This is a genomic window from Fredinandcohnia quinoae, from assembly GCF_022427965.1.
Classification (GTDB): domain Bacteria; phylum Bacillota; class Bacilli; order Bacillales; family Bacillaceae_L; genus Ferdinandcohnia; species Ferdinandcohnia quinoae.
Genome location: NZ_JAKTTI010000022.1, coordinates 12,821 through 33,015, shown reverse-complemented (window position 1 = coordinate 33,015; position 20,195 = coordinate 12,821). Strand labels below are relative to the sequence as shown.

Below are 20,195 nucleotides of genomic sequence, written 5' to 3'. Positions count from 1 at the left end.
AAATGCTACGAGTACAACAATTATCAGGGGGCTATTCGAATTATGCGATTTTAAAGGATGTGTCCTTTGAGGTAGAGAGAGGGGAATTATTCGGTATTTTAGGTCCAAATGGTAGTGGGAAAACGACCTTATTGAAAATGATCAGTGGAATCCTGCCCAATCAACAAGGGATAATTGACATTAATGGTCGTTCACTTTCCGATTATTCTCCGAAACAGCTAGCGCAAATCGTAGCAGTCTTACCACAACATTCTTCACAATCCTTTTCATATACAGTTAAAGAAACAGTTTCCTTCGGGCGCTATGCTCATCAAAAAGGCTGGTTTCAATCATGGAGTGTGGAAGATGAAGAGATCGTCCAAAGAGTGATGACTCAAACAGGAGTTTCAGATTTTCAGTATAAAAATATTCAAGAGCTTTCAGGTGGGGAAAGACAAAGGGTCTACTTAGCACAAGCTTTGGCTCAGGAACCACATATTTTATTATTGGATGAACCGACAAACCATTTAGATCTTTCGTATCAAAAGGAGCTATTAGATCTTTTAAAAAGCTGGACGAAGGAAAAAGGTTTAACAGTCATTTCAATTTTTCATGATTTGAATCTAGCGGGATTGTATTGTGATCGGCTTTTACTATTAGAAGAAGGTAGCGTTAGAGTTCAAGATACTCCAGATAATGTGCTCAAAAAGGAAATAATCAAGGATGTTTACAATACTGAGATTGAAAAACAACCACATCCAGAGGTACCGGCTCCACAGTTAGTACTTCTACCCAAATTAAAATATGGTGAAAATGAAATGATCACTAACCCATCTCTGTTAAAAGTTTTACCGGATCGAATTGAATTACATTCCCCAACGATGTTACGAACAATGTCATCAGGAGTAGTAGGTTCTGGTACTGGTTGGTATCGTACATTTGTCAATCGACATGTTGATAAGGATTATAACTGTGATAATCATCGAGATGAGATGGCATCGTATTTGCAAAAAAATGGCTATGACCTCGAAATGACAGTTGGAATGATGACTGCTGTAATGGTAGAAGATCTCGCATACCAGTTATATAAGCAAGATGATTTTTCGGTTTTTATTGTTGTCACAGCAGGTGTTGGAAATGCGATTGATGCATCGAAAAGTGAGTTGCATTCTTTTGATTTAGTCCCTGGAACAATTAACACTTGGATTTTTGTGAATGGCAAGCTAACGGAGGAAGCTTATATTCAAAGCATTATGACAGCAACAGAATCAAAGGTAAAGGTCATGAATGATTTGCAAATTATCGATAAAATCTCAGGTACACTTGCAACCGGAACATCAACGGATAGCATTCTCATTGCAGCTACACAGAAAGGTAAGCTACTAGAATTTGCAGGAACAATATCACCGTTAGGTAAACTAATTAGTAAAGGTGTATATGAATGTACAGCTGAGGCCATTCGAAACTCTAAAAAAAGGACTTCATCATGATAATCTATCACTTAATTGCGATTACATTTGCATATTTACTAGACCTACTAATTGGAGACCCGAGAAATTGGCCACATCCAGTTCGTTGGATCGGCTCGTTGATTTCCGTTTTAGATAAAAGCTGGAATAAAGGTGTCAAGAAGAAATGGAAAGGAGTTGTCATGCTTGTTTCCGTTTTATTGATTGTCTTTAGTAGCGCATTTCTCGTTGTATGGATAAGCTATAAGATTCATTTTATAGGAGGGATCATTGTAGAAGCGATTTTAATCGCGACAACGATTGCTCAGAGAAATTTAAAGGAAGCAGCGCTTGAGGTATACCATCCACTCAAACAGCAAAATATTACCGAAGCAAGGGAAAAGCTCTCATACATTGTTGGTCGAGATACCGATCAACTCGATGAAGGAGAAATTGTCCGGGGAACGATCGAGACTGTTGCTGAAAATACGAGTGATGGGGTAACCGCACCATTGTTTTGGGCACTCATTGGAGGGGCACCACTTGCAATGGTTTACCGCGCCGTAAATACGTGTGATTCAATGGTTGGATATAAGAATGAAAGATACATAGACTTTGGATTTGCATCCGCAAAGCTGGATGATCTTTTAAATTGGATTCCAAGCCGCATTACAGGTTGTCTGATGATGTTAGGAAAGAAGCCAGAACAATCAAGCTTACGTGAAGCTTGGCAGATACTATATACTGATGCAAAAAAACATCCGAGTCCAAATAGTGGCTGGGGAGAAGCGGCAGTAGCTGCTTTATTAGGGATTCAGCTTGGTGGTACAAATTATTATAAAGGGTTGATTTCAAACCGAGCGAAAATGGGTCGACCAATTGTCCCGATGAAAGCAGACCACATTTTAAAAACAAATACCATTTTAGCGAGAACATCTCTTTTATTTTTACTTTTCTTGTGGATAGGGGGAATCCTCATTGAGTATGCCATCACATGGTTCTAATCCGAAATATGTATACGAAGCAATGGGTATCCAGATTCCAAATCAATATATTGACTTAAGTGCAAACATTAATCCGCTTGGCCCACCACAAGCTCTATCTGAGAAATGGAAAGTTTTTTTTAAGCAAATAGTCGATTATCCTGATCCATATGCATTATCACTTAAGGAAGTGATAATGGAAAAGGAAAAAATGGACCACGATTGGCTCCTAATCGGTAACGGTGGGTCAGAGCTAATCACATTAGTGGCCCGATTTTTAGCTAAAAAAAGGGTTCTAATTATTCAACCAACTTTTTCAGAGTATGAAAAAGCTTGTCGGGTTAATGAATGTGATGTTTCATACTTTCGATTAAATGAGCCAAACTGGGAACTCGATATCGATCGGCTTATTCCACTTCTAGAAAATGCAGATGCTATTTTCCTGTGTAATCCGAACAATCCGACAGGTATTCTATACCCACAGTCTACTATTTTGCGTTTAATAAAAGAGTGCAAGAGGGCTGGTTGCTTTGTCGTGTTGGATGAGGCATTCTATGATTTTGTAGAAACCTATGAATCTTCGGTTGGTTTATGCAAGGATTTTTCAAATGTCATTGTTCTCCGTTCGATGACTAAGATGTTTGCTATTCCAGGTCTAAGACTTGGATATGCAGTAACCAATCCAATGATAATCAAGGAGCTTTCGGCCTTTCAATCCCATTGGAGTGTTAATACATTAGCATTATTAGCTGGTGAGGTTTGTTTGCAAAATGAGGCATTTATTCTAATGACCCAGGAATACATCGCAAAAGAAAGACAAAAGCTTTTTCAATTTTTTCAAAAAGAAGCATTTATTACTTCAGCATCGCGGGTGAATTTTTATTTATTACGTGATCCAAAAATAGAGAATCAAAAACTATTATTTCGCTTCCTTTTGGAAAAAGGGATTGTTGCAAGACATACCTTTAACTTCCCTGGATTAGATGGAAATTGGCTCCGCTTTGCGATTAAAAGCACCCATGAAAATGAAAGATTAATGGAGGTGCTAACAGAATGGCGGATGTCTCATCATTAATTTTTATTACTGGTGGAGTGAGAAGTGGAAAAAGTAGCTATGCAGAAAAAACAGCACTCCGACTTGCAGAGGAAACTGGGGGAAGACTTCACTACATCGCCACAGGTGTTGCGTCAGATAACGAAATGAAAGAGCGAATTAACAGGCATCAACAGGAGAGAGCGGACAGTACGTTTTCGTGGAAAACATGGGAGCAGCCAGTAAATATTGGAGAATTGGCTTCCAATTTTAATCAAGATGATATTCTTCTTTTGGATTGCCTGACAACTCTAGTTAATAATGAGTTATTTATTAAGGAAGAATGGGACGATGTGTTTGTAAAAGGAGTTCAGAAGAAAATAATTGCTGGAATTGACTTGTTACAAAAAAATTGTCAGACATTAATGATTGTTAGTAATGAACTATTATTTGATCCTGTTGCTACGAATGAACTAGTCTTTACGTATAGTAGATTACTTGGCGAGCTTCACCAGCAAATTGTGAGAGCTTCAGCCAAAGCTTATTTAGTAGAATCGGGAATTCCAATTATGATGAAAGGGGATCAAGTATGAAAGGTGTTATGATTCAGGGTACCTCATCTGATGTAGGAAAAAGCTTGATTGTCACAGCGCTTTGTCGAATGTTAGTTAACGAAGGATACAAGGTAGCCCCTTTTAAATCGCAAAATATGTCCAATTTTTCATATGTTACTGCAGAAGGAAATGAGATTTCTAGGGCTCAAGGACTTCAAGCAGAAGCAGCAAAAATCGAAGCTAGTGTTTGGATGAATCCAATTCTTTTGAAACCAAGGACAAATATGAGTTCTGAAGTTGTCTTATTAGGAAAAGCGATTGAAATCCTGTCAGGAAGAGAGTACCGTGACAACTTTTATGAAAAAGGTTTGGAAACGATTGAAACAGCATTAAATCATCTTCAAGCTTATTTCGATGTGATTGTCATTGAAGGCGCGGGCAGTCCAGTTGAAATTAATCTAAAGGATCGGGAGCTCGTCAATATGAAGATTGCGGAAATGGCTGATGTTCCAGTTATCCTTGTTGCTGATATTGATCGTGGTGGTGTGTTTGCAAGTATTGTCGGAACTTTAGAGCTGTTATCACCTTCCGAAAGAAAAAGAGTCCAGGGATTAATCATCAATAAATTTCGGGGAGACATTAATTTATTTACTGATGGAGTTGCATGGCTAGAGGAAAGAACGGGGCTCCCTGTTCTTGGCGTGCTACCTTATATCGAGAATCATCAGATCGAAGCGGAGGATTCCCTTTCACCATTTAAAGAGATCGTATATCCAGTTGACCCAGATGAAAGATTTGAAAAATTAGCTGAAGAAATGAAAAAGCATCTAAATTGGGAATTGCTTATGAAGATCGTGGAGCAAGAGAGTGGAAAAGGATGAGGTTTCTAAAAGGCTTTCTGATTAATTTGCAGTTTTTCACTTCGATCCCAATTCCGATTGTAATCCCAATGGATCGTTCACATTTGAAAAATGCAGTACGGACTTTTCCGCTTTTAGGTTTGTTCCAAGGTGCTATTTATTCTAGTTTATTTTATATCCTAATTGAATGGAGCTTGTTCTCGAGTCTTGCAATTGCTTTCGTAATTTGGCTAATGACCATCGTCATATCAGGTGGAATTCATTTAGATGGTTGGATGGATGCAAGTGATGCATATTTTTCATATCAGGATAAAGAAAAGCGACTCGAGATTATGAAGGATCCAAGAACAGGTGCTTTCGGGGTTCTTTCTGTGATTGTACTTTTGAGCAGTCGTTTTTTATTTTTATATGAAATTACGTTAATGTCTACTGCAGATACATATCTGTTGATTTTGCTCATTCCATTTTTTAGTAAGTCGGTTATGGGTGGGTTATTATTGACAGTTAACGGAGCGAAAAATGAGGGGCTAGGGGCGATGTTTCAAAAGAGCGCTACCTCTAGAGATTTATGGGTCTATTGTTTGTATGTCACACTAGTGTATATTTTTTGCTATCGTTTTATTCTGGAACTTGTAATCCTGTCAGCTATGACAATTGTTGTCTTTATCATTTTACGGAAAAAAATAGTGAAATGGTTCAGTGGCATTACAGGAGATGTAATTGGAGCATCTGTAGAAGGGACTGAATGGATGCTATGGATGACCGTGTGGTTATTGCATTATTTCGTCATGGTGTAACAGAAGCGAATGAAAAACATGCATATCTAGGGTGGACTGATTCTCCATTATACCCAATGGAGAGTATACATTCCTTGCGCTATGAACAGTTTTTTTCGAGTGATTTGCCCCGCTGCATGGAGACTCTTCGTATCTTGTTTCCAACGGCAAGACCTGTTGTCTTAAAAGAACTTCGGGAAATGAACTTTGGGAAATGGGAAGGTAAAACGTACGAAGAACTAAAAGAGATACAAGAATATCAGGATTGGTTAGCAAATCCTTTTGAAAAGACACCATTAGAAGGGGAATCCTTTGAGGAATTTTCAAAAAGGATTCAAGCTGGTTGGGATCGGATTGTGGCTGATTGTAGCGGTTGTAATAGGATTGCGGTAATGACACATGGTGGAGTTATTCGGTACTTGCTTTCACAGTATGCACCTGTTCAAAAAGAGTTTTGGGATTGGCAGGTTGGACATGCAAGCGGGTATGAGCTTGAGTTTGAGATAGACGCATTAAGGAGGGGAGAACGATGCACTTTGTTACGGGAGGTGCCTTTAACGGAAAAAAGGCATGGGTAATGAATACATATCAATTGAATAAAAGGCAAGGTTGGATTTCCGCTTATGATGATGTCTCCCTACCAGGTAATTTCAATCGTTTTTCAGAAGATATTCTCGTGTTAGAGGGAATTGAAAAATGGATAAAGGACATTGTGATTCAATATGGATTAGAACAGTCCAGAGGAAAATGGGCAGAGCAAATGAGTAAATGGCTGCAATGGGAGAAAAACAACCTAGAGCATACGCTTATTCTAATTGGAACAGATATTACAAAGGGGATTGTTCCAGTTGAGAAGGAAAATCGTATTTGGCGAGATGTAACGGGATGGATCTATCAAGATATTAGTTCAAGGGCAGAGCGTGTTGAAATTATTTGGTATGGAATCAATCATCAAATCAAATAGAGAGATACAGATTGATTAAGGGTTTGAGTACATATAGAGGAGGTTCTATAGATGGATGTAAGAAAAATGAGTTGGTTAGCCATGTTTACAGCACTCTCGGCTGTAGGAGCATTTATAAAAGTTCCTTCACCTGTTGGTAGTGTTGCTTTTGACGCATTTCCAGCACTATTAGCAGCTGTATTATTGGGTGGAGTGCCAGGGGCAATCGTTGGGGCGTTAGGTCATTTAATTTCTTCTTTATTAGTTGGACTACCACTCGGCCCATTTCATATCATGATTGCTTTAGAAATGGCTCTATTAGTTTGGCTTCTTGGCATGATCGTTCATAGTGGAAAAAAATTTACGGCAATTGCATTGTTTTTAATTGGAAATACGGTTATCGCTCCGTTGCCATTTATTTTCCTAATAAGCCCAGCCTTTTTTACAGGGATGCTTCCTTCTTTATTTGTAGGATCCTTGTTAAATCTCGTTTTAGCATCTGTTGTCATCCCCCGCCTGAAGTCTCTGCCATTCCTTCAATTACATAATGGTGAAAGTATCAAATGAGGAATGTCACGATTCTTCCTTTTACAAATGAGGAGTCTCTCGTAATCGCATGTGATAATAGCGGCGGAATTGGGGAAAAGGAGTATGACTTCGTACAAGCATCGTATGAAACAGTTGGTTATTATGGATTTCGTGTTGCAGTGATGGAATGCATAGCTGCAGGGGCAACTCCGATGTCTGTTGTCATTCATAATTTTAGTGGTGATGAGTCCTGGAGCGGGCTGGTGAACGGTGTGAAGCAAGGTTTGGACGAGCTTGGGATTGAACATATCCCGATAACAGGAAGTTCGGAGAGTAATTTTTCTTTGATGCAATCAGCAGTTGGTATTATCGTTTTAGGGAAACGCCCGGTTCGAGGCTCGGTGGTTCCTTCTTATGAGCGGGGAATGAAGGTTGGCATTATCGGTTCACCACTTGTTGGGCAGGAAGTAATGACTAGAAATGATGAGGTAGCTCCATTAGCCATTTTCAAACGTATTTCGGAATTGCGAAATATAATTGTGTGGCCAGTAGGTTCAAAAGGAATTTCGTATGAGCTTAGTCAAATGGGTCATTATAATATTGACGAAATGAATACAGCTGTAGATGTTAAGAAATCGTCGGGGCCAGCAACTTGTTTTCTCGTCGTATATAATTCTGAGGATGAAAAGGAAATCAGAAGACTAGCCGGCAACTATTTTAATGTGGTTGAGTGAGCAAATTAGTTTGTAACTGCTTCGTAATAAGTTATACTGTTCTTCGTAGTAAAAACAAGTTGGAGGTATTTTAAAAAAATGAAAGTAGTAGCAGTCGTAGGAAGTAATCGTAAGGATTCATATAATAAAAAATTAGCTTTATATATGCAACAACATTATAAAGGTAAAATTGATATTGAGATTTTACCAATTGAACAATTACCAATGTATAACCAAGATGATGAATTAACACCACCAGCAATTGTAACTGATATTAAGAAAAAGGTTGCTGAAAGTGATGGAGTGTTATTTATCACTCCCGAATACAATCATTCAATCCCAGCCTTTTTGAAAAATGCAATTGATTGGTTTTCAAGGGTTGACAAGGTGATGATAAAGAAACCTGTTATGATTGCTGGTGGAACACCAGGCGTACAGGGAACTGTCCGTGCTCAAATTCATCTTCGTCAAATCTTAGCTGGAATTGGTGCATTAACTTTGCCAGGAAATGAAGTGTATATCGGTGCCATTCATGAAAAAATGGATGAAGCAGGTAAACTAGTTCATGAACCAACAATTGAGTTCTTAAATAGTGTTGTGGATAATTTTGTTGACTGGATTGGAAAAGCGAAGTCTCTATAAGATTGATTGAAAGCACACGGCTTAGGCTGTGTGCTTTTTTACATAACTGTGTATGGATAACATGCTTATACCTTATCAATCTTAGAGATAATAAGCTTGTATTTTGGTAACGAGCATATATTTTTGCGAACGTGCATATATGTTGGCGCAGCGCGCATATATTTTGGCGAGCGCGCATATATCGTGCTAAGCGCGCAAATGTTGAAGCGAGCGCGCATATCCGGAGTTTATCGTGCATAAAGCAAAATTAACGAACTCTCTTATCGCGAAATTTAAAAATTTAGAGGACTTTTTAATAAATGTAACGAAATGATACAGATAGTACGTCAAAAAGGGGTTTTGCAATGGAGAAATGGTATGGAGCTGCTGGAATATGTGTAAATGAACATAATCAGATTCTCATGGTATTACAAGGGAAGCCAGAGGAAAAGAAGGTTTGGTCTGTCCCATCAGGGGGAAAGGAATCATCTGAAACATTCGAGCAATGCTGTATTAGAGAAATAAAAGAAGAGACTGGTTATGATGTCAAGATTGTCCGGCCTATATATAAAAAGGTAGGCATTACATATGGTATTGAAGTTGAAGTACAGTATTTTGAAGTAGGGGTCATCGGTGGTAAGCAATGTATTCAAGATCCAGATAACTTAATCTACGAGATTGCTTGGAAATCAGCTAACGAACTACTCGAATTAGAATTATCATTTCCAGAGGACCGAGAATTATTGCTTGACTTTACATATGGGAAGGGGAACCTACATAATGAATCAACAAGTAGTTATTTTAAAAGGTAAGAAAGTGACACTTAGGGAATACCAAATTAATGATCTTCCTATTCTTTGGGAGTTAATATATGCGGATTCAAACCCCGAATGGAAGAAGTGGGACGCACCTTATTTTCCACTCAATCCAATTGAAAAGAAAGCTTACATAGCAAAAGCAGAAGAATCATTAAAACGGAAAACAGAGCCCCAGAACCAACTAATAATTGAAGCTGATAATAAAATTATTGGTACTGTAACTTATTATTGGGAGAATGAAGCAACTCGTTGGCTTGAAATGGGGATTGTCATCTATCGACCGGAATATTGGAATGGTGGGTATGGAACTGAGTCTATTAAACTATGGATTGATTATTTGTTTGAGTCAATCCCTGCGATTGAAAGGGTTGGATATTCGACCTGGTCAGGTAATATTCGAATGGTCAAGGTTGGCGAAAAACTTGGGATGACGATGGAAGGCCGTATGAGAAAATGCCGCTATTATAATGGCGTTTACTATGACTCGATCCGAATGGGTTTGTTAAGGGAAGAGTGGAAAAGTGCAAACGAAATAGACTAGAAAATAATAAGGGGCATCCTCTAAGTCTCAATCTATCGACTTTAGAGGATGTCCCCTAATAAATGTCCTGTCTTTCTAAATCTTAAATCTACTTACTAACTCGTTTAATTCTTCAGCCATGAATGCTAATGCTTGTGATGAAGAATTGATTTCTTCCATTGAGGCAAGCTGTTCCTCTGTTGCAGCGGCTACATCTTCAGAATTGGCAGCATTTTGCTTGGCCAATAATGTAATTTGATTCGATGCGGTTGAGATGGATTCAATACTTTCTGAGATTTGAAGCACTATTTGGGTAATATCCTCAATCTGTGGTGTGATGTTTCTAGTTTGTCCTAAAATCAGATTGAATTTTTCAGATGCTTCTGTAGAGATTGCCATGCCACGTTCTGCATTATCTTTTACTTCACTCATGATTTTTACCGATTCGTTCGTATCTTGTTGAATGCTTCCTATTAAGTCGGCAATTATTTTTGTTGAAGATAACGATTCTTCTGCTAGTTTCTTCACTTCATTGGCGACGACTGCAAATCCTTTTCCGTGTTCTCCAGCTCTTGCAGCTTCGATTGCTGCATTGAGTGCTAAAAGATTTGTTTGGTCGGCAATTCCTCCAATTACATCTAATATTTTCCCAATCTCATTTGAACGGAGTGATAGAGAACCAATTACTTCATTAGACTTACTCACAGACTGATGAATGAATTTCATTTGAGTTAAATTTTGTTCCACAATTTCACTGCCTTCTTCAGCATCTTTAGCAGTTGATCTTGATAATTCGGCCACGTTGGTTGTACGATCAGTTATTCGTAAGACACCTTCATGTACTCCTTTTAACGAAGTAGAGTTTGTTTCAAGCTTTTTAGAAGATGTGTCAGCCCCACTAGCGATCTCTTGAATAGCTACTGCAACATTTTCGGTCGCTGTCGTTGTTTGACCTGCACTTGCAGTTAACTCTTCCGATGCAGCGGCAACTTGATGTGATGTCTCGCCAACCTTGGCAATAATCTTCTTTAAACCAATAATCATATTATTAAATGAAATTGTAAGGACTCCGAGTTCATCCTTTGATTGGTAGGAACCTTCAACAGTAAAATCTCCTTGTTCCGCTTTTGCAAGTAGTTCTTTAATTGAATTAATAGGATTGACAATGACCCTTGTAATGATCAAACCAAGAGTGATTAAAAGTAAAAGGGTTAACACAATTACAGAGACTAAAATGATATTTTCAGTCTTTAAATCTTTTTTATTTTGCTCATTTTGATTTTCAGCAAAAACTAGATTCGATTGTTGGAGTGCTGAAAGTGCATTATTTACTTCCGCAATATTCTTTTCAACTTCTTGCTTATAAAGTTGATATGCTTCCTCGTTTTTGTTCTCTATTGCAAGATTGATAATTTCTCCCCGAGACTTACTTACCTTTTCAGTTGCCGTTAAATAAGCTTCAAAGTTTTTACTATTTTCAGGAGATAGCTTAATTTCCTTAAATTGATTTATATTAAGATTGATTTCGTCTATACTTTCTTTCATTAAGCGTTTTATTTCTTCATTTTCTTTAGGGTCGGTTGTTAACATAAGCTGTAATGTATATTCACCTAATGCCCGATTGTTAATTCGGACTTGGCCAAGCCACATATTTGGTTGGAGCGTATTATTGTACATTGACTCAGACTCTTCGGCCATCTTTTTAGTTGAGTTAATGCCAATAACTCCGACAATGATTAACGAAAGAGCGCTTATGATTAGAAGTAAAAGAAGTTTTCTTGAAACTTTTAGATTACGTAGTAGAGCCATAGGTTGTATTTCCCCTTTATAAATGTTTGTATCTTTTATATCGGTCCCATAACCCTACACTTTATGGATAGATTAATAATTTTCTAATATATTAGATTAAAAGATTGTCCAGTTATGTATAATTATGTAATAATTTAATTATTAATCACATTTTTGCTCGCATTAATCATAAGGAAGTTTTCCCGGACTAGAGCATCTTGAATATTACATTAAAAGGAGAATTATGATGAGTCATGAGATTAGTAATCTTCTTTTCAACTTATTAATTGTTCTTATCACTATGATGATTCATCAAATTTGGTTAGAGAGTAGACCTAATAGTCCTTTTGTAAAAAAGTATACTATTTTGGCAACATCAGCAATTGCCATCTTTTTGTGTATGACAGCATCCTTTTATGAAAACCAAGGTATTTTTTTTGATTTACGCAGAATTCCTCTATGGCTTGGTACATTATATGGAGGACCTATTACTGGTCTTGTTTTAACATTTGAAACGATTATAATAACAATTCTTCAGGGAAGAGATGGTCTATACGGGTCTATTGTTAGTACGGTCCTATTATTCCTAACCATACTGTACTTGAAACCAATCTATTTTCGTTTAAAGCTATATAATAAATTATTTTTAGCATCAGGTGTCAATATCATCTTTTCGGTAATGGTTTTATTCATTTGGACGATTTTACATAATAAATCCTTTACGTTTGGTACGTGGTTTAACTTTATATCCATTAATTTAATTGGGATCATTCTTTTAAGTTTCTCAGTAGAGGTAATTAGGACAAATTATAATAATCGAATGAAGTTGTTCCAGTCTGCAAAACTTGATGTAATCAGCCATTTAGCTGCTGGAGTCAATCATGAAATTAAAAATCCACTGACTTCCATACGTGGGATGTTACAAATATTAAAAGAGGATGAAAACCTATCTAAAGAGAAAAAAGAGTTATTTTATAATATTGCTCTGGATGAAGTTGATAAAGTAGATCAAGTGATAACAGATTATCTTACATTTGCTAGGCCATATCCTGATTCGATTGAAAAAATTTATATTAATGAAGTGATTTCGAAATCATTTCAAATTATTAAACCTTACTCGACTCAAATGAACGTGGAAATTATTCGAAAAGTAGAAACTTCAGAAAGCAGCTATGTTCTAGGAGATCCTTCAAAATTTGTTCAAGTCCTTGTAAATATCTTGAAAAATAGTATTGAGGCCTCAACATTAGGAGGAACCATTCGTATTAATGCCGCTATGAATGATAAAAGATGTTATATTAGCATTATGGATGATGGTGTTGGTATGAATGAAGAAGTAGTACGTAGATTAGGAGAACCCTATTTTACGATGGATGGTAATGGAACAGGGCTTGGGATGATGGTGGTATTTAGAATTATTGAAAGTATGAAAGGTGACATTCAAATAAACAGTACCCCGGGCAACGGCACTGAGATAATTCTAACCATTCCGACTAATATAGAATAAAAAGTATCTTTCATTGCGAGAGATGCTTTTTTTTCTCAAACATTGACAAATCTAACCAATAAGCATATCATTGTATATGAGCATATGTTCATATAGTTTCCTAGGAGATGATAATACATGAATCAGAAGGACCATTCTTTTTTATCACAGACAACAATTGAAGAAGCGTCACGAATTTTTAAAGCATTGGGTGACCCAACTAGGATTAAAATCCTATACCTGTTATCTGAGGAGGAATGCTCGGTAACACATATTGCGGAAATTTTAGAAATGTCGCAATCGGCAGTTTCACATCAGCTTAGTTTATTACGCAATTTACGATTGGTAACCTATCGAAGAGAAGGTAATACTTTTTTATATACATATGATGATGATCACGTGATTACATTGCTTCGCCAAGTCATCAATCATATTGAACACGAATAGGGGGAAGAAATATGGGGCACCATCATCACCACGGTCATAGTCATGATCATCATGGCCACCATCATCATTTTGAGGAATCGAGAGAAGGCAATAAAAAGGGATTACTAATAGCGTTAATTATCACAACTGGCATAATGCTTTTAGAGTTTTTTGGTGGATTAGTTACGAATAGTTTGGCTTTGCTGTCCGATTCGGGGCATATGCTAAGTGATGCTAGCTCGTTGTTTTTAAGCTTAGTGGCCATCTGGTTTGCAGCACGACCAGCATCGCCAACGAAAACATATGGATTTTATCGTTTTGAAATTTTGGCAGCTCTTTTTAATGGTGTGACATTATTTATCATCGCCGGGTTTATCACATATGAAGCGTACGAACGATTTTTTGAACCACCAACTGTTGCCAGCGGTACAATGATGGCGATTGCAAGTATTGGGCTTCTTGCAAACTTAATTAGTGCTTGGTCACTTATTCGTCAAGGCGATGTGAAAAATAACGTTAATTTACGTAGTGCGTATCTCCATGTTCTTGGCGATGCATTAGGGTCTGTGGGTGCGATTATAGCTGGATTACTTATGCTGTTGTTTGATTGGTATATTGCTGACCCTATTATTTCGGTTTTAGTAGCAGTTCTCATTTTAAAAAGTGCATGGGGTGTGTTGAAGCATTCCATCCATATTTTAATGGAAGGAACACCGATTACCATTAATCAAGATGAAGTAAAAACAACATTAGAGGAAATTGAAGGGGTTCTTGATGTTCACGATCTACACATTTGGACCATCACATCAGGTCTAGATTCATTAAGCTGTCATATCTTAATTGAAGATGACAAAGACAGCCAGGAAATTTTACAAAAAGTGATTAATAAAATAAAGGATAAATTCAAAATTGAGCATACGACCATTCAGATTGAGAAGTCTGGGTTAGAGCATGGAGAGATGAAGGTGTAAGGTTAGGAAGGGACTTGAAGTTGATTCAAGTCCTTTATTGCTATCGACAAAAATGAACAATTAATAAATTGATAACGATAGGCTCTATTTACTAACTGTATAATATCTTTGCTTCGGGCTTGTTGGCTTAGCTGGTATGGTTAATTTTAACAGGCCTCCATTTATTAATGGTTTAAGGATTTTTGTTCTTAAGTATCTCTTACTCTTAATTTGTAAAAAGTCTTATATTTCACTACGGATTTTCGGGATTTTACAAAAGTCTAGAACCTCTTCCGTTCTATCGGCTTGGTCACTATCCCTATGAGCCAACGGAATTATCGTTTTAAAAATATCTCCTTCAATAAATGTCGGCGCTGCCCCGGAGTATATCTTATTGTATTTATACGTATTTCGTACTCCCGATCCTAACTCATCTACCCTACCTATTTCTTTTAAAAACCTTGCTATCGTAGGGTTTTTAGGAAAAGGAGAAATCTACATTCTTAACATATTAATACTTTAAACGTTAGTAGAACCCTTTTTTAAAAGAAAACTTTTAATCTGGTTCTATGAAATGAAATATTTACCATGGAAAATTGAATAGAATATTAACGTAATCACAGTGATGACGTGTTAAAATCAAAAGGATTTTATATTTTCATAAATATTTTCCGTGGAAGCTTTGAACGTTACTCATAAATGAATATAAATTTACTTGACGTTCCCTTTTTTACTTTTATTTGGAGTGTAGCCAAAATGAAGATTGTAATTATCGTATGTAGTGTTATTTTCGCATGCCTTTCATTGACCATGTTCTCAATTTCTTTCATGAAGTCAAAAAGTAAAAAAGAGAAAGCCGCAATGACGATTGCGTTCTTTTCAGAACCGTTAGATTCATGGTCGAGTCTCTTTTATTTGGGCTTACTGGGACTAGCATACTCTCTAATTATTCTATAGTAACGATAAAGAGGTGGAGGGCTGGATAATTTGCGTTTTACATTTGGTGTTATCTTTATAATCATTTTTATTTATTTCCTTTATTTTAAGCCAATAAAGACTTTCGATAATCTAGTTATGCGAGGAGGTTATTTAAGGCTTATAGGTATGAGGAAAAAAGAACTAAACCTATACCTAGCATTTTTAGAAAACAGTCATTTTACAGATAGAAAACGGGATATTGAGTATACGATTGGTATGTTTTATGTGAAAGAAAAAGAATATGAAAAAGCAATAATCTACTTTAAAAAAGCATTTATGAATTATGAAGAGAATTATTATTATAATCCTGACTTTTCATTAATCATTGAGTCGTATCTTAAATGTAATAAAATAGAAGATGCCAAGAAAGCATTAGCCTTTTTTATGAGACAAAAAGCATTCGATAAAAGGTTTAGTAAACTGGAGAAAAGGTATAGCCATATTTTGAGGTAAGGTCCAATTCTATAAAACTCATCGTTTGTGTGGATAGAAAAGGGAAATGTAAAAGCACCCAGTAGGGTGTTTTTTTTTGTCTAAATTTAGAATGAATGTAGAAAAAAGTTGCGTATCATCAAAATAAGATTTACCTTTGTAGAAAGAGTAATTTTGCCTTATAGGAGTTGTTCGTGATGAAGGTACTAGTGATCGAAGATAATGAAAGTGTATGTTCAATGATTGAGATGTTTTTTTCAAAGGAAGGTATTGAGGGTGAATTTGTCCATGATGGGCTTGAGGGCTTTAACCGATATAAGGGTGGAAAATGGGATTTAATCATTGTTGATTGGATGCTGCCAGGGATGGATGGAGTCACGATTTGCCGGAAGATTCGTGAGGAAAAAAGTACAGTGCCAATTATCATGCTGACAGCAAAGGATAGTGAATCAGATCAAGTATTGGGCCTTGAGATGGGGGCTGATGATTATGTGACAAAGCCATTTAGTCCGTTAGCGCTAATGGCGCGGATAAAAGCAGTAACCCGTCGATACCAACAATCAGCAACCACACTTGATGAAAAAGGGGCTCTACATACTGAGCATTTTACAATAAATAAGGACACGAGGGAAGTAGTGTTAAATGGAAATGCGATTACAAATTTAACACCGAAGGAATTTGATCTCTTGTATTATTTTGTTCAGCATCCGAAACAAGTTTTCTCTAGAGAGCAATTGCTAGACCGAGTGTGGGGCTATCAATTTTATGGAGATGAACGGACGGTTGATGTGCATATTAAACGCCTTCGCAAAAAACTAGGGACAACCAATCAGCCGTTTTTCCACACAGTATGGGGTGTCGGCTATAAATTCGATGAAACAGTGGAGCCTATTGAGGGGTAAATGTTAGATGAAGATTAAATATATGTACCAGCAGCTTATTAGCCATCTTAGTGTCATCATTGTTGCGTTTCTAATTTTGAGTCTATTATTTGCACATTATGTTGAAAATTTGGTGTATCAAAATAAAGTTGACGAGTTGACCTCATATGGTGAAAGTATTTTAAACGATATTGGACGATCGTACACAGGTCTTGATTCTTTGCTGACTCAATATTCAAATGTATTGAATGGGCAGAATATCTTATTTGGTGTATTTGACGAAAATGGATTAAGTGTGAATCCACAAAGTGGATATGTTCCGATGATTAAGTTTACAAAAGAGGAATGGGATAAGTTTCGGAGTGGGAAAAAGGTTACGAAACCACTTGAAATCAAGCGCTTTGAACAGGATGTAACCTTTGTTGCAATTCCATATATTATTAATGAACAGTTTATTGGCGGTGTTTTATTAGCCTCGCCGATTAGTGGTTCAAGGGAAATGATAAATGAGATTAACAGGTATCTCTTTTACACAGTTCTCATTGCTCTAGCTGTTTCACTCTTAATGAGTTGGATTTTATCGAGGGTTCACGTGATTCGAATAAAAAAATTACAGGATGCAACATCGAGTGTTGCTTCTGGCGATTATTCGGTTCAGTTGCCTTCATCGAATTTTGATGAAATTGGTGAGCTGTCTCAAGATTTTAATCAAATGGTGGCAAAGCTGAATACATCAATGGAGGAAATTGAAAGCTTAGAAAATAGACGACGTAAATTCATGGCAGATGTTTCACATGAGATGCGTACACCATTAACGACGATAAGTGGTGTAATCGAGGGTTTGAAAAATGACCTGATTCCAGAAGATGAAAAGGAAAAGGGAATTCAATTAGTCAGTCATGAAACGAAGCGGCTTATCCGCCTTGTGAATGAAAATCTAGATTACGAAAAAATCCGTTCAAATCAAGTGACCTTGAATATGGAGGATATCGAGCTAGTTGAAGTTTTTGAAATTATTAAGGAACAACTTGGAATTCAGGCTGATGAAAAAAATGTTCAAATTCTGATTTCGGTAGATGAAAATGTCATCATTACAGCTGATTATGATCGCTTAATTCAGATCCTAATTAATATTACGAAAAATAGCATTCAATTTACCGAGGATGGAACTGTATGGCTGCGCGGGAAGTCGGACAGCAGGGAAACAATTATTGAAATTGAAGACACTGGAATAGGCATTGATCCAGAAGAGGTCGAGAAAATTTGGCATCGTTTTTATAAGGCGGATGTCTCAAGAACAGGTAACCCATTCGGTCAATTCGGGCTAGGTCTATCAATTGTGAAACAGTTAGTACAGCTCCATCACGGTGAAATTGAAGTAACAAGTGAAAAGAATAAAGGTACGAAATTTACAATTACATTTCCGAACCGTAATTGAAGGAAAACTCACCAATCTAATAGGTGGGTTTTCTTTAGTTTCAAATAAGAGGGGATTTTTTATCCAGCATACGCCTCCGTAACATAATTTGTTTCTTTAGATATCAAAATTAGCGGAGATTTTTCGGTTAAATGCAAATTGGAGCTCGTTTCGTGCTAAATAAGGGAAGGTTTTCCGCTAATGCGAAGCAAATCCCCCAATTTTCATGTTATTCGAGACAATAGGCGGAATTTCTCCGTCTATTTTAACTATTTTCAATGCTTTTTTCTAATTAAGAGAAATTTCTCCGCTTAATTAACAAACTCGCTTTAGCATCTAATGAACTTGTACAACTTACGGGTGGTTTGGTGAAAAAAGGAAAATTTTATAAAGGCTGTGGGATATTTTCATCTCTAAGCCTTTTGACTATGAAGTTTATATGATTTGCTATTTAATTCACTTTGCGATGTACTGTTTTTCATCCTGCTAATCTACTGTCGTGGGCTTTTTCAATTTTTCCAACACTTTTAAAGATTTGTTAATAATTTGGTCATAATTGTAAGGTAAGATAAGAACATGAACAAGAGTTAAGGAGGATTTTTACGATGAATGAAAATAATAACGATAATATAAATAATCATGATGAGCCTATTGAAAAGGAGATTCAATCAAATCAATTAGAAGAACTTCAACGTCTAGATCGACCTGTAGATACGCAGCCGGTTCAACCTGAGAAAATTGTAGAGATGGAACAATCAAACCAAGTCGAACAAGCTTACCAGCCAGTTCAAATGGAGGAACCTACTCAAGTGAAGGAATTTGAACAACTAAGAAGTACCCAGCATACAAACCAACCCGTAAAAAAATCAAAACCAAAGGTTAAGAGTTTCCTATCAATGATTGCTGCGGGTGTTGTTGGTTCTGTTCTAACATTGACTGTTGCGCCTCATACAGATGGGTTACAGGATTTATTTAATTCAGATTCCAATCCAAAAGTTGAACATGCAGAAGATAGTGTTGCAGCCTCTGGTTCTGTGAAGATTCAACCAACTGCTACAAAAGCGGGGGAAACTTCAATTGCTGATATTGTGGAACAATCTTCGAAGGCGATTGTTGGAATTGTGAACCTTCAAAAACAACAGAATATTTTTGGTCAACAAAGTTCGAGTGATGTAGAAAGTGGTTCAGGTTCAGGGGTTATTTTTCAAAAGAAAGGTGACATCGCATATATTGTCACGAATAACCACGTTGTAGAAGGAGCAAATAATCTTGAAGTATCACTTTACAATGGGGAAAAGGTGAATGCGACACTAATTGGTTCTGATGCTTTAACAGACTTAGCAGTATTAAAAATTGATGCGAAAAATGTTGAAGCTGTTCTATCATTTGGTGATTCATCTGTTCTTCGCCCAGGCGATCAAGTATTAGCAATCGGTAACCCACTGGGTCTTGATTTATCACGTACCGTTACTCAAGGAATCGTTAGTGCAACAGATCGTTCAGTATCTGTCAGTACATCAGCAGGCGATTGGGCGCTTAATGTTATACAAACAGATGCAGCAATTAACCCTGGGAATAGTGGTGGAGCATTAATCAATACAGAAGGACAAGTGATTGGTATTAATAGCTTGAAGATTTCTGATAGTGGGGTAGAAGGATTAGGCTTTGCGATTCCTAGTAATGATGCAGTTCCAATCATTAATCAAATTATTGAAAAAGGACATATTGAGCGACCATATATCGGCATCGGTTTGGCAAGCTTAGAGGAAGTTCCACAAATGTATTATAATGATCTACCTGACAAGGTAAAAGGTGGAGTAATGGTAACAAATGTGGCTGAAAATTCTTCAGCAGCCAAAGCAGGTATTCAGGTTCAAGATGTAATTGTGTCAATTAATGACAATGAAATTACGAACTCTATGGATTTACGTAAATTCCTTTATACAAAAAGTAAAATTGGTGATGAAGTAGAAATTGGTCTTTTCCGTTCTGGTCAATATAAAAAAGTCAAATTAACATTAACAAGTACTACTAGTCAAATAGACTAGAAAGGATCTGAAT

22 protein-coding genes and 1 pseudogene are annotated in these 20,195 nt (G+C 36.8%); 21 read left to right on the top strand and 2 right to left on the bottom strand.

Features of this window, described 5'->3' with window-relative positions; all coding sequences use genetic code 11:
* The first annotated feature begins 2 nt into the window (after positions 1-2).
* The 13 genes and pseudogenes from MJG50_RS13845 to MJG50_RS13785 all read left to right on the top strand — a co-directional run bounded on the left by MJG50_RS13845 (position 3) and on the right by MJG50_RS13785 (position 9,797).
* Positions 3-1,469: a heme ABC transporter ATP-binding protein gene (locus tag MJG50_RS13845; RefSeq protein ID WP_240256334.1), complete on the top strand. Its 1,467-nt coding sequence runs from the start codon at positions 3-5 to the stop codon at positions 1,467-1,469.
* Complete coding sequence (cbiB, locus tag MJG50_RS13840; RefSeq protein ID WP_240256333.1) at positions 1,466-2,431, top strand: adenosylcobinamide-phosphate synthase CbiB; 966 nt, start codon at positions 1,466-1,468, stop codon at positions 2,429-2,431. The genes MJG50_RS13845 and cbiB overlap by 4 nt, the downstream gene beginning before the upstream one ends.
* Positions 2,412-3,485, top strand: a complete 1,074-nt coding sequence (gene cobD / locus MJG50_RS13835) for a threonine-phosphate decarboxylase CobD (protein ID WP_345893241.1) — start codon at positions 2,412-2,414, stop codon at positions 3,483-3,485. Before cbiB ends, cobD begins: the two co-directional genes overlap by 20 nt.
* A complete protein-coding gene (locus tag MJG50_RS13830) occupies positions 3,464-4,036 on the top strand; it encodes a bifunctional adenosylcobinamide kinase/adenosylcobinamide-phosphate guanylyltransferase (protein WP_240256331.1) in 573 nt (190 codons plus the stop codon). Before cobD ends, MJG50_RS13830 begins: the two co-directional genes overlap by 22 nt.
* Positions 4,033-4,749: pseudogene (locus MJG50_RS13825) on the top strand (cobyric acid synthase); the annotation flags it as partial. The gene MJG50_RS13830 and the pseudogene MJG50_RS13825, both read left to right, overlap by 4 nt.
* 80 nt (positions 4,750-4,829) lie before the next feature.
* A complete protein-coding gene (gene cobS, locus MJG50_RS13820; protein WP_345893237.1) occupies positions 4,830-5,654 on the top strand; it encodes an adenosylcobinamide-GDP ribazoletransferase in 825 nt (274 codons plus the stop codon).
* Complete coding sequence (locus MJG50_RS13815; protein ID WP_240256329.1) at positions 5,603-6,211, top strand: histidine phosphatase family protein; 609 nt, start codon at positions 5,603-5,605, stop codon at positions 6,209-6,211. The genes cobS and MJG50_RS13815 overlap by 52 nt, the downstream gene beginning before the upstream one ends.
* A complete protein-coding gene (locus MJG50_RS13810) occupies positions 6,163-6,597 on the top strand; it encodes a bifunctional adenosylcobinamide kinase/adenosylcobinamide-phosphate guanylyltransferase (protein ID WP_240256328.1) in 435 nt (144 codons plus the stop codon). The genes MJG50_RS13815 and MJG50_RS13810 overlap by 49 nt, the downstream gene beginning before the upstream one ends.
* Before the next feature lie 51 nt (positions 6,598-6,648).
* Complete coding sequence (locus MJG50_RS13805) at positions 6,649-7,143, top strand: ECF transporter S component (protein WP_240256327.1); 495 nt, start codon at positions 6,649-6,651, stop codon at positions 7,141-7,143.
* Positions 7,140-7,838: an AIR synthase related protein gene (locus tag MJG50_RS13800; protein WP_240256326.1), complete on the top strand. Its 699-nt coding sequence runs from the start codon at positions 7,140-7,142 to the stop codon at positions 7,836-7,838. Before MJG50_RS13805 ends, MJG50_RS13800 begins: the two co-directional genes overlap by 4 nt.
* A 78-nt stretch (positions 7,839-7,916) precedes the next feature.
* Positions 7,917-8,459 (top strand): NADPH-dependent FMN reductase, encoded by a 543-nt coding sequence (locus MJG50_RS13795; protein WP_240256325.1) that lies wholly within the window; start codon positions 7,917-7,919, stop codon positions 8,457-8,459.
* A 344-nt stretch (positions 8,460-8,803) separates the two neighbouring features.
* Entirely contained in the window at positions 8,804-9,250 is a 447-nt protein-coding gene (locus tag MJG50_RS13790; protein WP_240256324.1) for an NUDIX hydrolase, read from the top strand.
* A complete protein-coding gene (locus tag MJG50_RS13785) occupies positions 9,219-9,797 on the top strand; it encodes a GNAT family N-acetyltransferase (RefSeq protein WP_240256323.1) in 579 nt (192 codons plus the stop codon). Before MJG50_RS13790 ends, MJG50_RS13785 begins: the two co-directional genes overlap by 32 nt.
* A 75-nt stretch (positions 9,798-9,872) precedes the next feature.
* Here the strand turns inward: MJG50_RS13785 and MJG50_RS13780 are convergent, their stop codons facing one another.
* The gene (locus MJG50_RS13780; protein ID WP_240256322.1) at positions 9,873-11,585 is read right to left on the bottom strand and encodes a methyl-accepting chemotaxis protein; all 1,713 of its coding nucleotides are present in this window, start codon (positions 11,583-11,585) and stop codon (positions 9,873-9,875) included.
* Positions 11,586-11,811: 226 nt separating this feature from the next.
* On the opposite strand from MJG50_RS13780, the gene MJG50_RS13775 reads away from it, so the two are divergent.
* From MJG50_RS13775 to MJG50_RS13765, 3 genes are all read left to right on the top strand, one after another.
* Positions 11,812-13,071, top strand: coding sequence for an ATP-binding protein (locus tag MJG50_RS13775; protein WP_240256321.1), 1,260 nt, complete (start codon positions 11,812-11,814; stop codon positions 13,069-13,071).
* A 117-nt stretch (positions 13,072-13,188) separates the two neighbouring features.
* Positions 13,189-13,497 (top strand): ArsR/SmtB family transcription factor, encoded by a 309-nt coding sequence (locus MJG50_RS13770; protein ID WP_240256320.1) that lies wholly within the window; start codon positions 13,189-13,191, stop codon positions 13,495-13,497.
* A gap of 11 nt (positions 13,498-13,508) precedes the next feature.
* The gene (locus MJG50_RS13765) at positions 13,509-14,447 is read left to right on the top strand and encodes a cation diffusion facilitator family transporter (RefSeq protein ID WP_240256319.1); all 939 of its coding nucleotides are present in this window, start codon (positions 13,509-13,511) and stop codon (positions 14,445-14,447) included.
* Between the two features lie 84 nt (positions 14,448-14,531).
* Here MJG50_RS13765 and MJG50_RS22395 read toward each other — a convergent pair whose 3' ends face one another.
* On the bottom strand, positions 14,532-14,657 hold the full coding sequence (locus tag MJG50_RS22395; RefSeq protein ID WP_431307292.1) for a Fic family protein: 126 nt from the start codon (positions 14,655-14,657) through the stop codon (positions 14,532-14,534).
* A gap of 525 nt (positions 14,658-15,182) precedes the next feature.
* Between MJG50_RS22395 and MJG50_RS13760 the strand changes: the two genes are divergently transcribed.
* The 5 genes from MJG50_RS13760 (at position 15,183) to MJG50_RS13740 (ending at position 20,182) form a co-directional block, all read left to right on the top strand.
* On the top strand, positions 15,183-15,383 hold the full coding sequence (locus MJG50_RS13760) for a hypothetical protein (RefSeq protein WP_240256318.1): 201 nt from the start codon (positions 15,183-15,185) through the stop codon (positions 15,381-15,383).
* Between the two features lie 147 nt (positions 15,384-15,530).
* Complete coding sequence (locus tag MJG50_RS13755; protein ID WP_240256317.1) at positions 15,531-15,857, top strand: hypothetical protein; 327 nt, start codon at positions 15,531-15,533, stop codon at positions 15,855-15,857.
* Positions 15,858-16,033: 176 nt separating this feature from the next.
* Positions 16,034-16,738, top strand: a complete 705-nt coding sequence (locus MJG50_RS13750; RefSeq protein ID WP_240256316.1) for a response regulator transcription factor — start codon at positions 16,034-16,036, stop codon at positions 16,736-16,738.
* A 7-nt stretch (positions 16,739-16,745) separates the two neighbouring features.
* Positions 16,746-18,155, top strand: coding sequence for a sensor histidine kinase (locus MJG50_RS13745; protein WP_240256315.1), 1,410 nt, complete (start codon positions 16,746-16,748; stop codon positions 18,153-18,155).
* 584 nt (positions 18,156-18,739) lie between these two features.
* Positions 18,740-20,182, top strand: a complete 1,443-nt coding sequence (locus tag MJG50_RS13740) for a S1C family serine protease (protein ID WP_240256314.1) — start codon at positions 18,740-18,742, stop codon at positions 20,180-20,182.
* Positions 20,183-20,195 lie beyond the last annotated feature (13 nt).

What these genes read in the sequence shown, in the direction of transcription:
- MJG50_RS13740 (WP_240256314.1), top strand. Translation starts at nt 18,740, where the DNA reads ATGAATGAAAATAATAACGATAATATAAATAATCATGATGAGCCTATT.
- MJG50_RS13760 (WP_240256318.1), top strand. Translation starts at nt 15,183, where the DNA reads ATGAAGATTGTAATTATCGTATGTAGTGTTATTTTCGCATGCCTTTCA.
- MJG50_RS13770 (WP_240256320.1), top strand. Translation starts at nt 13,189, where the DNA reads ATGAATCAGAAGGACCATTCTTTTTTATCACAGACAACAATTGAAGAA.
- MJG50_RS13810 (WP_240256328.1), top strand. Translation starts at nt 6,163, where the DNA reads ATGCACTTTGTTACGGGAGGTGCCTTTAACGGAAAAAAGGCATGGGTA.
- MJG50_RS13795 (WP_240256325.1), top strand. Translation starts at nt 7,917, where the DNA reads ATGAAAGTAGTAGCAGTCGTAGGAAGTAATCGTAAGGATTCATATAAT.
- MJG50_RS13805 (WP_240256327.1), top strand. Translation starts at nt 6,649, where the DNA reads ATGGATGTAAGAAAAATGAGTTGGTTAGCCATGTTTACAGCACTCTCG.
- MJG50_RS13775 (WP_240256321.1), top strand. Translation starts at nt 11,812, where the DNA reads ATGAGTCATGAGATTAGTAATCTTCTTTTCAACTTATTAATTGTTCTT.
- MJG50_RS13745 (WP_240256315.1), top strand. Translation starts at nt 16,746, where the DNA reads ATGAAGATTAAATATATGTACCAGCAGCTTATTAGCCATCTTAGTGTC.
- MJG50_RS13785 (WP_240256323.1), top strand. Translation starts at nt 9,219, where the DNA reads ATGAATCAACAAGTAGTTATTTTAAAAGGTAAGAAAGTGACACTTAGG.
- MJG50_RS13815 (WP_240256329.1), top strand. Translation starts at nt 5,603, where the DNA reads ATGGATGCTATGGATGACCGTGTGGTTATTGCATTATTTCGTCATGGT.
- MJG50_RS13800 (WP_240256326.1), top strand. Translation starts at nt 7,140, where the DNA reads ATGAGGAATGTCACGATTCTTCCTTTTACAAATGAGGAGTCTCTCGTA.
- cbiB (WP_240256333.1), top strand. Translation starts at nt 1,466, where the DNA reads ATGATAATCTATCACTTAATTGCGATTACATTTGCATATTTACTAGAC.
- MJG50_RS13780 (WP_240256322.1), bottom strand. Translation starts at nt 11,585, where the DNA reads ATGGCTCTACTACGTAATCTAAAAGTTTCAAGAAAACTTCTTTTACTT.
- MJG50_RS13750 (WP_240256316.1), top strand. Translation starts at nt 16,034, where the DNA reads ATGAAGGTACTAGTGATCGAAGATAATGAAAGTGTATGTTCAATGATT.
- MJG50_RS13765 (WP_240256319.1), top strand. Translation starts at nt 13,509, where the DNA reads ATGGGGCACCATCATCACCACGGTCATAGTCATGATCATCATGGCCAC.
- MJG50_RS13755 (WP_240256317.1), top strand. Translation starts at nt 15,531, where the DNA reads ATGAGGAAAAAAGAACTAAACCTATACCTAGCATTTTTAGAAAACAGT.
- MJG50_RS13845 (WP_240256334.1), top strand. Translation starts at nt 3, where the DNA reads ATGCTACGAGTACAACAATTATCAGGGGGCTATTCGAATTATGCGATT.
- MJG50_RS13830 (WP_240256331.1), top strand. Translation starts at nt 3,464, where the DNA reads ATGGCGGATGTCTCATCATTAATTTTTATTACTGGTGGAGTGAGAAGT.
- MJG50_RS13790 (WP_240256324.1), top strand. Translation starts at nt 8,804, where the DNA reads ATGGAGAAATGGTATGGAGCTGCTGGAATATGTGTAAATGAACATAAT.
- cobD (WP_345893241.1), top strand. Translation starts at nt 2,412, where the DNA reads ATGCCATCACATGGTTCTAATCCGAAATATGTATACGAAGCAATGGGT.